The organism is Allomuricauda sp. M10 (assembly GCF_020782875.1).
In the GTDB taxonomy this organism is placed as follows: Bacteria; Bacteroidota; Bacteroidia; order Flavobacteriales; family Flavobacteriaceae; genus Flagellimonas.
The window spans coordinates 534862-548694 of the sequence record NZ_JAJGBN010000002.1 but is presented as its reverse complement, the minus strand read 5'-3'; the positions used below and the strand labels follow the sequence as shown (position 1 = coordinate 548694).

Sequence of the window (13833 nt, the reverse complement as noted above, 5' to 3'; positions counted from 1 at the left end):
GAATGTTGCTATTCCACTAGTAAGAATAATGATATTAAAAAAATCATCGGATAGACCCATCTTAAATCAAGATGAATCCCGCGGTTTGTTGCCAATAAACATTAACCATCCTTTAGGATGGTTTTTTTGTTTTTGCCCTTCTCTTTATTGAACTTTACTTCAAAATAAAAGATCATGAGTTTACTTGGAAAAGTGGCCTACATCACTGGGGGCACCAAAGGAATAGGATACGGAATTGCGGAAAGCCTTTTGGAACAGGGCATGAAGGTCGCTATTAGCGGAAGGAGTCCCAAAAGTGTGGAGGAGGCTTTAAAAAGCTTCAATAATGATGCTGTTTTGGGCTTGGTTTCCGATGTTTCCAAGTTGGAAGATGAGGTAAAAGCCGTTGAAGCTATTTTAAAGAAATGGGGCCGATTGGATGTGGTTATGGCCAATGCAGGAGTTGGGCATTTTGCCCCAATAGATCAAATAACCGAAGGCGATTGGCATCAAATGATCGATACCAACTTAAATGGGGTCTTCCACACCTTGAAAGCGTCAGTGGAGGCGCTCAAAGAATCTGAAGGGTATTATATGACCTTGGCCAGTTTGGCCGGAACCAACTTTTTTGCAACCGCCGCCGGATACAATGCTACCAAGTTTGGGGTCGTGGGCTTTACCCAAGCCGCCATGTTGGACCTTAGAAAGTACAACATCAAGGTAACCACCATTATGCCAGGTTCCGTCGCTACCCATTTTAACGATCATGTACCCTCGGATCAAGATGCTTGGAAAATACAACCAGAGGACATCGGACAATTGGTAGTGGACTTGTTGAGGATGCATCCCCGTACCTTGCCCAGTAAAATTGAAGTGCGTCCCACGCGTCCAGATTTGAAATAATCAATCCGTTTTTTCGGTAAGGGGAATTTCCAGAGAACAGATTTCAAGGATAAGTCGATACAAATAACTTTCAAAGGTAGAAAGGGTTTGACCGTCGATAATGTCATTTTTGTCCTCCGTGAAGGAGAACAATCCCTTGCTTAAATTTTTAAAGGAATAAATACCTGCCTTCATCTGATGAACCGAATGTTTTTTGGAATAGAGATAGGCATAACAGAGCAATTGGAAGGCTTTGCTCTTATCATAATTGGTAATCAATTCTTCCCAATCCGTAACCTTCACGTTTTTAGGTTCTACCTTTCCGGTTTTGTAATCGATGATGCGAAGGGTTCCATCAACTTCATCCACACGATCTAAGGTGCCTTTTAAAATAACAGGAAACGGTACGGACGGAATGGATAGCTCTTCCACATATTTTTGTTCCAAGGCCAAGAGCTTGATCTGGTGGTTCTGTACCTGTTCCAACTCCAAATCGATAAAGTTTTTCAGATACTTTACAATCACATTGTACACTAGCAGATACTTCCCTTTTTTAATGTCCACACCCGTTAGGTTCTTTCGGAAATGCCCTTCAACAATGGATGGAACCTTCGGTTTCAAAGCTGAAACATTATCCTTTGCCAAGAAACTGCCGATCAATGGAGTGTATAATTCTTCCAAACTATCATGTACAATAGTGCCGAAGGTATTCGCGGCAATGTTCTCCTCTACTTCTTCCAAATCATTGATTTTTAAAATATTCCGAGTGTAAAAATCAATTGGGTTTTTGATGTAATTGGTCAGTGACGTAGGTGAAAAGCCATTTTGTGCAAACGATTTGATGTCTTCCAATAAAGCACCTTGTTTAATCAATTCCAAAGGGGGTTTAGAATCGATTTTTACCTGTGGCGACACAATGTTGTGGGAGATATAAGGCTTCAGGTTTTCATCGGTGAGCAATTGTGAAATGAGCCTGCTTTTTTCGCCTCCTTCCAGCACATCAGGTTCGGTGTTGTAGATAATATGTACATTTTTTGCCCGCTGCAAGAGTCGGTAAAAGTGGTAGGTATAAATGGCGTCCTTTTCCTTGTAGGTGGGGAGTCCGTAATCCCGCTTTACATCAAAAGGGATAAAGGAATTGTTGGACTTTCCGGATGGCAGGATGCCCTCGTTCACCGAGGTGATGATGACTGTTTCAAAATCCAGGTTCCGGCTTTCGAGCATTCCCATGATCTGTAGTCCGGACAAAGGTTCCCCAATGAAATCCAAGGTCTCCATGGAGGATAATTGCTTAAAAAGGTTTTTTATGGATTTCAATTCTGACATAAATTCCACACCCTCTAAATATTGATCCAGTTGATTGAACAGGGAATAGAATCGGTATAAGTATTCCAGTTCAAGGGCATTTTGTTGTCCCTGAAAGATATCCTTCAAACGTTGAATAAGTTTCAAGCAATTTTGGATCCACTCCTTAGCGTTTACTTTTTTTGAAGGGAAAATTACAGAGAGGGTTTCATCGGCTCCTGTATATTTTGAAAGCATTCGTTCCGTAACATACAACCAATTCCCTTCTTTGATATCCTTGGACAGTAGTGGGGCAAAATCAATGTTTTCATTGGATGAAATGGTAAGCAAGTAAGGATTGGCCAAAAATTCCAGCACATGTTTATAGAACCATCCCCGCTCTGAAACCCCGATATTCAATTCCAAAAAGGACAGAAAGAAAGAGTGGAGTACGGTTTTGTTCAGGGGAAGTCCCATGGTGATGTTTACGCGACCAATTTCCGAAGGAACCGCTTTCAACACGGGTTCAAGCAGGGTTTCATCGGCTAGGACAACTGCGGTATTTTGTAAATCGACACCTTTTTCCTGAGCCATTTGCTGCAAAAGTTGTCCCACAAATTTGGTCTGGGACATACTTTTCGGGACCCCGGTTATCTCAATCCATTTAGCATTGAGAAAGCTGTTTTGTGGTTCAATTTTACCTTTATGGATGTAATAGGGCCATTCCCTTTGATACTTCCTGATGAACAAACCGGCATCGTGTACAGGGTCATTCAAGAAGTAAGTATCAATATCCCAATAAACATAGGTATTGCCATGCTCCAAATAATGTTGGATAATTTTGGCTTCTGCATTGTTTAGGGCATTGAAACCAACGAACACAACCGGATTTTCTGGAGTTGCCACATGTGCCTTGTTCAAATTTTCAACGGCAACTCGCTGAACCAAACCTTGGTAGGCCCGTTTTTGTTCCAATAGAATGGAGGTGAACTTTTGGTAGATGGGTTCCAAATTTCCCCATAGTTGCAAATAGTTTTCAATGATTTCCGTTTTTTCCTTGCTAAGGGACCAATGGTTGAGTTCCTTGATGGCCGATAGGTAATTCAGTATATCATTTGCCGGAATCAAATACCCATCAATGTCGTTAAAATCCATTAGCAAGGTTTGACCCCATTTGATGAAAGCCGAAAAATCATCATGTTGCTTGATTCCTGAATCCTTGTAAACCTCAAAAAGGGTGAGAAGTAAATCTACGTTTGCGGCTTGCTGCAATCCTGAAATGTTCCCGATAAAATCCTGGATGGATAAGATAGGAGGACAAAATATGTTTTGCTCCAATCTTTCGGAGATGTGTCTTTTTAAAAAGGTTCCTGAGCGTTTACTGGGCAAAACAAAGGTGCAGGAAGCAAAGTGAAATTGCTTTTTTTCCAAGTCGTCCAGTACATGTTCTAGGAAGGTGTTGTGCATGCATTAAAAATAAAAAAGGCCCTGCATTTGCAGGGCCTTTTCTAAAGAAAACTTTTGTTTCCTAATTATTTTACCAAGTTGATTTCAACTCGTCTGTTTTGCTTTCTACCAGCAGCGGTATTGTTTGTAGCGATTGGCTTAGCCTCACCGTAACCGATAGCAGTCAATCTACCAGCAGAGATACCTTTGTCGATCAAGAAGTCTCTTACAGAGTTAGCTCTTGACTCAGAAAGTTTTTGGTTGGTAGCTTCACTACCTACACTGTCAGTGTGACCTTCAACAGTGAACTTAGCGTTAGGATACTCGTTCAAGATTTGGATGATGTCAACCATTACAGAAGTAGATTCTGCTTTGATAGAAGATTTACCAGTATCGAACAAGATAGTTCTAGCGTAATCGTTCAATTGTTTTTGAACTTCTTCAGTTACTTCAGGACAACCGTTGTTAGCAACAGTACCAGCTACTTCTGGACACTGATCGTCTTTGTCAAGAACACCGTCACCGTCAGTATCAGGCCATGGGCAACCTTTGTTGGCAGCAGGACCAGCTTCGTTTGGACAAGCGTCATCTTTATCAGCTACACCGTCACCATCAGCATCAGGACAACCAGCTAGAGCAGCAAGACCTGGAGTGCTTGGACAAGCGTCATCTTTGTCAGCTACACCGTCACCGTCAGAATCAGGACAACCATTCAATTCTTTTGGACCAGCAGCGTTAGGGCAGCTATCTTTAGAATCTTCGATACCGTCACCGTCAGAATCAGGACATCCGTTGAAAGCAGCCAAACCAGCTACTTCTGGACAAGCGTCGTCTTTGTCGTAGATACCGTCACCATCGGTGTCAGTACCACCAAACTTGATGCTGATACCAGCCAAGTGTTGGAAATGCTTGATCAAGTAATCTTCGAAAGCGTGCTTGTATTGGGTCTGAACAGTCAAACCTACGTTTTCTGAGAACCAGAAGTTGATACCAACTCCACCGTTCACAGTACCAGCACCGATTTCATCAATCCAAGTATAACCACCGCCAATTTCTACGAAAGGATCGATAGTAGTGTTTTTTAGGATATTGTATTTAATGGTACCATCGATAGCATAGTGCGAAAGATCGTCCACGGACATATCTCCGATTTTCTCGATTCTGTTCAAAGAACCTCTTGCTCCAACAGAGAAACCATCGCCGATATACTTAGAAACGGCAACATAAGAAACTGAAGGCAAGATATTCCAGTGGTCGGATACGTTGAAGTACTCATCGAACAATGTAGTACTGGAGAATGGGTTATTCTCATCATTGGTTGGATATGCGTCAATAGCATTCACTCCAATGCTCACCTGCCATGGATTATTCTCGTCTTGCGCTTGTATGCTGTTAACCCCTACAAACACTAGGGCAACAACCAATAATTTGCTAAGATGTTTCATGCTCAAAATTTTAAGTTTAAGTGTTTATCAGCAGCAAATGTAAGTTGTTAAGACTTATTAACAAAATCTAAATTTCTTTTTTTTCAACTCATTTGCTAGCAGTTTTGCTGCATTTCAACGATTTTAGACGATTTTTAACGATTTTCCTACCTTGATGAAGGCATTTATTGCATGGTCCAAATGTTCCTTTTCATGCGCTGCGGACAATTGAACCCTGATGCGCGCTTTGTCTTTCGGTACCACAGGATAGAAGAATCCGATCACATAAATGCCTTCTTCCAAGAGCATATCGGCCATTTTTTGGGCCAGTTTGGCATCGTATAGCATTACAGGAACAATGGCAGAATCGCCATCGATAATATCAAAACCTGCGGCTTTCATTCCTTTTTTGAAGTATTCCGTGTTGCTTTGCAGCTTGTCTCGGAGGGTAGTATCCTTGTCCAACATTTCAAAAACCTTGATGGAGGCACCCACAATGGCCGGGGCCAACGAATTGGAAAACAAATATGGGCGAGAACGCTGACGAAGGATTTCAATGATTTCCTTTTTTCCGGTGGTGTAACCTCCCATGGCACCACCTAAAGCTTTACCTAAGGTTCCGGTGATGATATCGATACGGCCCATTACGCCTTTTTCTTCCAAAGTTCCACGACCAGTTTCCCCGATGAAACCAGCGGCATGACATTCATCGATCATGACCATGGCATCGTATTTATCCGCCAAGTCACAGATTTTGTCCAATGGCGCTACCAATCCATCCATAGAGAACACCCCATCTGTTACAATGATCTTAAAACGGGCACCATCTTTTGTGCTTTGTTTTAATTGCGCCTCCAAATCGGCCATATCGCTGTTGGCGTAGCGATAACGCTTCGCCTTGCAGAGCCGCACCCCATCAATGATCGAGGCATGATTCAGGGAATCCGAGATAATGGCGTCTTCCTCATTCAATAAAGGTTCAAACACGCCACCATTGGCATCGAATGCCGCAGCATATAATATGGTATCCTCGGTGCCGTAAAAATCGGCGATCTTTTGCTCCAATTCCTTATGGATGTCTTGGGTACCGCAGATGAACCGGACCGACGACATCCCAAAACCATGGGTATCCATTACATCCTTTGCTGCTTGGATGACTTCGGGATGAGAGGAAAGCCCCAGATAATTGTTTGCACAAAAATTGATGACCTCTTGCCCCGTAGAGATTTTGATCACGGCCCCTTGGGGAGAAGTAATGATACGTTCTTTTTTATAAAGGCCGGCTTCTTTAATGGCTTCCAGCTCATTGGCCAAGTGTTCTTTTATTTTTCCGTACATGGTTGTATGAGTTAAACGAAAACAGGTTCTATTTTTTGGTCAATATAAACAATAATGGCATGTTTGATTTCATAATCCATTTCTTTTAGCACATCGGCGTATTGCATGATCTGTTCCTTGTGTGAGGGTGATGGCTTTCCAGTCTTGTAATCCAAGATGATGGCTTCTTTTCCCGAGATCACGATCCTATCCGGCCGTAACGAAATACCCGTGGAGGTAAGGATTTCCTGTTCGTTCAGTACTTGTAGATTTTCTTGGAAAAAGTCCTTCAATTGAGGATGGTGGACCACTTCCAAAAGTTTATCCTCCATGTCCTTTGCAGCGTCTTTGGAGAAATATCCATCTAGCTGAAGATTTTCGATTACTTGGGGAACTTCATCCGCATATTTGATTTGGCTTAAGGCAAAATGAATAACGTTCCCCATTTCAATGGCCTCAATGCGTTCATCGTCCCATAATCTACCTGATTTGGTTGAAATGGTAAACCCAGTATCCCCTTTGGGTCGGGTTACGTAGGTGATGTGATTTTCATCTGCTTCAGGTTGATGCTGATTATCCAAATTTTTGGGAAATGAACCAAAGCTGTAGGTATGCAGTTCTTCCTGATAGAGCCCTTTACTTTTTAGATATTCTTGAAACAGGTCGGAATAGGTCTGAGCCTCCTCAACCATAATAACATCTTTCCCTTTTTCCGTAAAAATGAAAAGCCCATTAACGGGTCTGGTCAGTGCCACATAAAGCACGTTCATGGCATCCAACACCGATTTCTGTTCTTCATCAGAATATATGGCGGCGGCAATAGGGTTGTATTCGAGCATGTCCTTTTTGGTGTTGACCAAAAAAGCATCAAGTCCCAAGGCTTTTTCTTTTTCGGTGGCGGACACCCAAAGCTTGGAACTAGGTTTCTTCAAAGACGAGGTGGCAAAGGGAAAAATCACAAAAGGGAATTCCAATCCTTTTGCTTTATGTACCGTCATGATCCGAACAGCATTCACATCATCCGGTGCCGCAATGGAAAGGGTCGATTTTTTAACTTCCCAATAGTTAAGGAAAGCATGTACACTTGGCCCTTCCCGTTTTTCAACATCCAGCACTTCGTCCATTAAAAAGGTAATATGCGCAATGGAACCTTCGGTCAGGTTGAACTGCGCAATGGCTTTTTCCAACAAGGTGAAAACCGATTGTCCCCTCCATTTGGAAATAGCGAATCCGTATTCAAGTGCTAGGAACCGCTCCATTTCGCCTATATGTTCCGAAATGAAACCGTGAATGTCCTTTTCGCCTTGCGACAGATACATCAAAATTTGAAAAGCGGCTTCGCGATCATTCGTGTTTTCACATATCCTGAGGATGGCGACCAAAAACGCGACCTTGTCGTTATGGGCCAACAGCAGTGCATCCGAAGAAATAATGGGAATGTTGTTTTTAGCAAGGAAATCGGCCAAGAGCATGCCATTTTTATTATCGCGGACCAAAATGCAGATATCGGCATACGCATACTTTTCAGAAAGTATTTGTTGGATGGTTTCCAATACCAAACCGCAATACGCTTGCTCCTTTTCTTCGGTGTCCTTGTCCAAAAAAGTTAATTGCACATAACCTCCTGGGTTGTTGTTGGGCTTCTGATGGGAATCCTTTAAAAATAGGTTTTGGTAGTCTTCATTTTGAAGCACTGGGGCAACGGTAGTAAAGAAGGTATTGTTGAAGCCCACGATCTCATCCCGACTTCGCCAGTTGGTCCCCAAAGAATGGATGTTGGGTTCCACCACAAAAGGATGTGATTTTCCGTTCATCAAATCCAGAAATTGTTCTGCCTTGCCACCCCGCCACCGGTAAATGGCCTGCTTCACATCGCCCACCAAAAACAGGGAACCTTGCTCATTCCGTTCATTTTCGCTCTCCAGGGCATTGCCGATTAAGGGAACCAAATTGTCCCATTGCATTTTAGAGGTATCCTGAAACTCATCAATAAAATAGTGGCGGTATTTTTCGCCCATCCGCTCATAAATAAATGGAACAGGTTGGTCTTTAATTTCTTTGGAAAGGATGGCGTTCAGGGATGAAATAGGAATAAGATCCTTGTCCAGTTCTATGTTCTTGATTTCTTTGGCGATTTCGTTTAGCACCGTCATGGGAACAATATTGCCGTAAATGTTCTTCAAATAGGCATGTTGATAGACCAATTGCTTGATTTTCAAATACAATTGAAGCAAAGTGCCAGCCAATGAGGATATGTCCCGTTTGTCACTGGCTTTCAGAATATTGCCTTCGGTAAGGTTTTGTTCCAGCTTGTTGGTGTACAATTTATCGGGCTGTACTTCTCCTTCCTTTAGTTTGATGAAATGGTTAGGTAGGGTTTGTCGAGGAAAATCGGCAAAATCAAAACCTTGGTTTTCCATTTCTTGGAGGGCTTTCTCGGCATCCATTTTAATGGAGGAACCAATTTTCTCCATTTTCAAAGCAATATTCTTTTGGATATCCTGAAAATCTCCGATGGATTTCGATTTTAAAGGCTCCACATGTTCGGCATGGTTTTCCTGAAATAGCAGTTTTCCCATTTCGATGAGATCCCGGGTAATGTCCCAACTTTTGTCATCATCAATTTTTTCTAGGGAAAAAGCGATCAGCACTTCCGTTAGTTCTTCGTCACTTCCGGCGCGTTCCAAAAGTCTGCCTACCGCTTCTTCCAAAAGGAGGTCAAGGTCCAGTTCCACTTCAAAATTTTGCGAAAGATGCAAGTCCCGCGCAAACGTCTTGATGATTTTATGGTTGAACTTATCTATGGTGGATATTTCAAAAAAGGAATAGTTATGCAAGATCCTTTTAAGGATGAGCTTGGACCGGGTTCTTAATTGTTCCGCGCTCAGTGCCAATTCTTGGCATAGCTCTTGGAACAGTGACTCCTGTTTTTTGGGCACTTTTTCCAATCCAAACCCCTGAAGATTGTCCAAGATCCGGGTTTTCATTTCGTTCACGGCCTTATTGGTAAAGGTAATGGCCAAAATCTGCCTGAACTTTAACGGATAATCGTGGGCCAACAGCAGTTTCAGGTATTCCTTGGTAAGGGCATAGGTCTTGCCCGAACCCGCAGAAGCACTGTATATTTTAAAGTTGGAACCTTCCAAAGCCATTTTTCCCGCAAAATAAGGATTAGCGACCTCAAGTTAACATGGTTTTAGCGGAATATGTTTGTTAAAACCCGTATTTTTACCATAATTAGTAATAACACAAAAAACAGAATTATTATGGCTTTTGAATTACCTAAATTACCGTATGCATACGATGCATTGGAACCGAATATAGATGCTAGGACCATGGAAATCCACCACACCAAGCACCACAACGGCTACACGACCAATTTGAACAATGCCATTAAGGATACCGCTTTGGAAGGTAAATCCATCGAGGACATCCTAACCAATCTGGACATGACCAACATGGCCGTTAGAAACAACGGTGGAGGATTTTACAACCACTCCCTTTTCTGGGAAATCATGTCCCCAAATGGAGGAGGTGCCCCAACGGGAGAATTGGCCAGCGCCATTGATGCTGCTTTTGGTTCCTTTGATGCGTTCAAGGAGAAATTTTCAGCTGCAGCTGCAACCCGTTTTGGTTCCGGTTGGGCTTGGTTGTGTGTGCACCCAGGAGGTAAAGTGGACATCTGTTCCACTGCCAACCAAGACAATCCCATTATGCCAGGTATCGGCTGTGGAGGTCAACCCATTTTGGGCTTGGATGTTTGGGAACATGCCTACTATTTGAACTATCAGAACAGGAGACCTGATTACATTTCTTCTTTTTACAATGTGATCAATTGGGATAAAGTAGCCGAGTATTACAAAGCTGCCAAATAAGGAATCCTTTGTTAAAATATGAAGAGCCGTGCACCTTGTGTACGGCTTTTTTATTGGCCAAAGTTTTTACAATAGAAAAGGGCGAGGAAGCCCCCGCCCTTTTCGTCCCAAATCTTACCATAAACTTAACCTACTTATGCTATGGCGAGACTAAAATACTGGTATTGTGTAAAATAACAAAGGTTTTGGGATAAATTTTTGAATTTCTGGGGAAAAATAAAACGTGCAGTTCGTCGATAAAATGGATAAATCGTTGGTAGTCAAACATAAAGAAGGCGGAGTGTTCTCCGCCTTCTTTCCCCAAATCTTACCATGAACTTAACCTACTTATGCTATGGTCCTCCAAATGTACGGCAAGAGGCATTTTGCCCAACAAGCTTTTAGATGAAACTCCCTTTATTTGGTTGAAGTGTTCATTTGGGGTGATTTATTGATAAATATCAAGAAAGGGAGGAATTTTTTTATGGTTAGGGAAGTAGGGAAAATAAAAAAGGTGGAATAGCTTCCACCTTTTTTGCCCCAAATCTTACCATGAACTTAACCTACTTATGCTATGGCAATACTAAAGTAGGATGGTGTTGTGGCCAGTGTATAAAAACCCGCCAATCTGCTAGTTTCATCGATGAAATGCACGTAATGGCATCCCATTCAAATATTTCTTAATATGCCCTTTCGTTCTTCCCTTCGTAGAAGTTGATAAACGCCCTGTTCACTACACGATTACCCCCTGGTGTGGGGTAGTCTCCTGTAAAATACCAGTCGCCCAAATTTTTTGGACAAGCCTCATGAAGGCTCTCCACCGTTTGGTAAATAATGTCCACTTCGGCATTGATACCTTCCGGACTCAAGATTTCTGCAATTTTTTTGGATACCTGTTCAGGGGTGAAAGGAGCATAAAATTCTTTTACGTAGTTGACCACATCCTTGTCCTTGGATGTAGTCTGCGCCAAACACTTTTCGTAAATCTCTTTGATGATATGGGTGGTGCCATGTTCCTCATGAAGCGCTTGGGCAGCTTTGAAGGCCACAAAGTCTTCCAGTTTAGCCATATCAATACCATAACAATCCGGGTAGCGGATCTGTGGGGCGGAGGAAACCACGATGATTTTCTTAGGTGATAACCTGTCGAGGATTTTCAGGATACTTCGTTTCAGTGTGGTACCGCGAACAATACTATCATCAATAATGACCAGGTTATCGTTTTCCTTCACAGAGCCATAGGAAATGTCATAAACGTGGGCTACCAAATCGTCCCGACTACTATCCTGCGTAATAAAGGTTCTTAGTTTGGCATCTTTGATGGCCACTTTCTCGATACGCGGTCGTACCGAAAGTATTTTATGTAGTTTTTCATGGGTGATATCGGAACCAAGTGCCAAGATCTGTTCCTCTTTTTTCAGGTTGAGGTAATTCTGGGCTTCTTTCACCATACCAAAGAATGAGGTTTCGGCAGTGTTCGGGATATAGGAAAATACCGTGTTCTTTAAATCGTGGTTAATGGATTCCAGAATTTGGGGAAATACCAATTTGCCCAATTTTTTCCGTTCCTGATAGATTTCTTTATCGCTTCCACGGGAAAAATAGATGCGCTCAAACGAGCATGCTTTGCGCTCGGTGGGTTCCAAGATTTCTTTCAGGGAAACACTTCCATTTTTCTTTACAATGACCGCATGTCCGGGGTCCAATTCCTTTACCTCTTCAAACTTTACATTGAAAACGGTTTGTATAACGGGTCGTTCCGAAGCAACCACCACCACTTCATCATCCTTGTAATAATAGGCTGGCCTGATGCCGGCAGGATCACGCATCACAAAGGCATCTCCATGGCCCAACAAACCGCCCATGGTATAGCCACCGTCCCAGTTCTTGGAAGCTTTTTTCAAGATCTTGGCCACGTTCAACCGTTCCGCGATCAAAGGGGAAGCTTCCCTTTTGTTGAATCCTTCTTTTTTGATCTGTTTGTACAGTTTGGCCACCGCATCATCCAAAAAGTGACCTATTTTTTCCATTACGGTCACCGTATCCGCCAATTCCTTAGGGTGCTGGCCCAATGCTACCAAGTTGCCAAAAAGCTCATCCACATTGGTCATGTTGAAGTTTCCGGCAACGATCAAGTTACGGTGCATCCAGTTGTTTTGGCGTAAAAACGGGTGAACGCTTTCAATGCTGTTTTTTCCAAATGTGCCATACCGAACGTGTCCCATCAACAATTCGCCGATATAAGGAATGTTCTTTTTTTGCCAGGCCACGTCCTTATCACGTCCGGGGTTTTCGGCAAGGGTAGTATTGATCCGCTGATTGATCTGGGCAAAAATATCTTGAATGGGTTGCTGTTGGGCAGATCGTACCCTGCTCATATAGCGCTCCCCGGGGTTCATGTCCAATTTGATGCTTGCAAAACCAGCACCATCCTGTCCGCGGTTATGCTGCTTTTCCATCATCAGGTACATTTTGTTCACCCCGTAAAAGGCCGTACCGTATTTTTCCTGGTAATACTCCAGGGGTTTAAGCAATCGGATCAATGATATTCCGCATTCGTGCTTAATGGCATCACTCATAACAAACCAAATAAAAATGCCCCGAATTTTCAGGGCAGGTATTTATGTTAATTCTATATTGAACTGTGTCAAATCCCTAAACTGCATCAACCGACTGTCCACTTCATGTTTTTGCAGGTTCACCATCCGATCGGTACCGAACCGTTCCACACAAAAGGAGGCCAGGTTGGATCCATGGATGATGGCATTCTTCATGCTTTCAAATGAAATATTTCCTGTTTCGGTCAAATATCCGGCAAATCCACCTGCGAAGGTATCACCGGCTCCTGTGGGATCAAAAACTTCTTCCAGAGGAAGGGCCGGGGCAAAGAAAATGTTCTCTTTATGGAACAACAGGGCTCCGTGTTCCCCTTTTTTGATGACTACATATTTTGGGCCCATTTCCTGAATTTTGGCCGCAGCTTTCACCAAGGAATATTCTCCTGTCATCTGCCTTGCTTCGGCATCGTTGATGGTGATCACGTCAATCTTTTTGATGACGGCCATCAATTCGTCCCAAGTACTGTCTATCCAAAAGTTCATCGTATCCAGTATGATCAACTTTGGTCGTTTTTCCATTTGATGAATTACACTCATTTGGATATTGGGATGCAGGTTGCCCAACATGACCACATCGGCATCGGTAAAATTGTCGGGAACGATCGGGCTGAAATCGGCCAAAGTGTTCAGCTCGGTGACCAAGGTATCGCGGGAATTCAGGTCGTTATGGTATTTTCCTTCCCAGAAAAAGGTTTTTCCACCTTTCACCACTTCCACACCGGTAAGGTCAATGTTCTTGTTTTTCAGGATATCCATGTAGGACTGGGGAAAGTCGTCACCCACTACGGAGACGATGGCGGCATCCACTTTAAACTGTGAGGCGGCAAGACCGATGAAGGTTCCGGCACCGCCCAAGATTTTGCCTGTCTTTCCAAAAGGGGTTTCAATAGCATCAAAGGCCATAGATCCCACGATCAGCAATTTGCCCATTCCCTGAATTTTGGTGCAAATATACGTTTTGAAATTCCAATTAGAATCATAAGTAAAGGAATAAAGAAGAGCGTAGGAGCAAATACAAGTTCAAGTGCA

General features: G+C 42.8%; 8 protein-coding genes. 2 read left to right on the top strand and 6 right to left on the bottom strand.

Features of this window, described 5'->3' with window-relative positions; all coding sequences use genetic code 11:
* Positions 1–174 precede the first annotated feature (174 nt).
* Entirely contained in the window at positions 175–882 is a 708-nt protein-coding gene (locus LKX84_RS07575) for an SDR family oxidoreductase (RefSeq protein WP_228236530.1), read from the top strand.
* Here LKX84_RS07575 and LKX84_RS07570 read toward each other — a convergent pair whose 3' ends face one another.
* The 4 genes from LKX84_RS07570 to LKX84_RS07555 form a co-directional block, all read right to left on the bottom strand.
* Positions 883–3612: a PD-(D/E)XK nuclease family protein gene (locus LKX84_RS07570; RefSeq protein WP_228236529.1), complete on the bottom strand. Its 2730-nt coding sequence runs from the start codon at positions 3610–3612 to the stop codon at positions 883–885.
* A 65-nt stretch (positions 3613–3677) separates the two neighbouring features.
* On the bottom strand, positions 3678–5036 hold the full coding sequence (locus LKX84_RS07565) for an OmpA family protein (protein WP_228236528.1): 1359 nt from the start codon (positions 5034–5036) through the stop codon (positions 3678–3680).
* Positions 5037–5159: 123 nt separating this feature from the next.
* The gene (gene kbl, locus LKX84_RS07560; RefSeq protein WP_228236527.1) at positions 5160–6353 is read right to left on the bottom strand and encodes a glycine C-acetyltransferase; all 1194 of its coding nucleotides are present in this window, start codon (positions 6351–6353) and stop codon (positions 5160–5162) included.
* Positions 6354–6364: 11 nt separating this feature from the next.
* Complete coding sequence (locus tag LKX84_RS07555; RefSeq protein WP_228236526.1) at positions 6365–9484, bottom strand: UvrD-helicase domain-containing protein; 3120 nt, start codon at positions 9482–9484, stop codon at positions 6365–6367.
* A gap of 114 nt (positions 9485–9598) precedes the next feature.
* On the opposite strand from LKX84_RS07555, the gene LKX84_RS07550 reads away from it, so the two are divergent.
* Positions 9599–10207 carry a superoxide dismutase gene (locus tag LKX84_RS07550; protein WP_228236525.1) on the top strand — a complete coding sequence of 203 codons (609 nt, stop codon included), beginning with the start codon at positions 9599–9601 and terminating at the stop codon, positions 10205–10207.
* Positions 10208–10866: 659 nt separating this feature from the next.
* Here LKX84_RS07550 and LKX84_RS07545 read toward each other — a convergent pair.
* Together LKX84_RS07545 and LKX84_RS07540 are read right to left on the bottom strand one after the other, a co-directional pair.
* Positions 10867–12765 carry an amidophosphoribosyltransferase gene (locus LKX84_RS07545; RefSeq protein ID WP_228236524.1) on the bottom strand — a complete coding sequence of 633 codons (1899 nt, stop codon included), beginning with the start codon at positions 12763–12765 and terminating at the stop codon, positions 10867–10869.
* Positions 12766–12807: 42 nt separating this feature from the next.
* Entirely contained in the window at positions 12808–13734 is a 927-nt protein-coding gene (locus LKX84_RS07540; RefSeq protein ID WP_228236523.1) for a PfkB family carbohydrate kinase, read from the bottom strand.
* Positions 13735–13833 lie beyond the last annotated feature (99 nt).

Bases quoted from the DNA above. Each gene is read 5' to 3' on its own strand.
- LKX84_RS07575 (WP_228236530.1), top strand. From the start codon at position 175: ATGAGTTTACTTGGAAAAGTGGCCTACATCACTGGGGGCACCAAAGGA.
- LKX84_RS07570 (WP_228236529.1), bottom strand. From the start codon at position 3,612: ATGCACAACACCTTCCTAGAACATGTACTGGACGACTTGGAAAAAAAG.
- LKX84_RS07565 (WP_228236528.1), bottom strand. From the start codon at position 5,036: ATGAAACATCTTAGCAAATTATTGGTTGTTGCCCTAGTGTTTGTAGGG.
- kbl (WP_228236527.1), bottom strand. From the start codon at position 6,353: ATGTACGGAAAAATAAAAGAACACTTGGCCAATGAGCTGGAAGCCATT.
- LKX84_RS07555 (WP_228236526.1), bottom strand. From the start codon at position 9,484: ATGGCTTTGGAAGGTTCCAACTTTAAAATATACAGTGCTTCTGCGGGT.
- LKX84_RS07550 (WP_228236525.1), top strand. From the start codon at position 9,599: ATGGCTTTTGAATTACCTAAATTACCGTATGCATACGATGCATTGGAA.
- LKX84_RS07545 (WP_228236524.1), bottom strand. From the start codon at position 12,765: ATGAGTGATGCCATTAAGCACGAATGCGGAATATCATTGATCCGATTG.
- LKX84_RS07540 (WP_228236523.1), bottom strand. From the start codon at position 13,734: ATGGGCAAATTGCTGATCGTGGGATCTATGGCCTTTGATGCTATTGAA.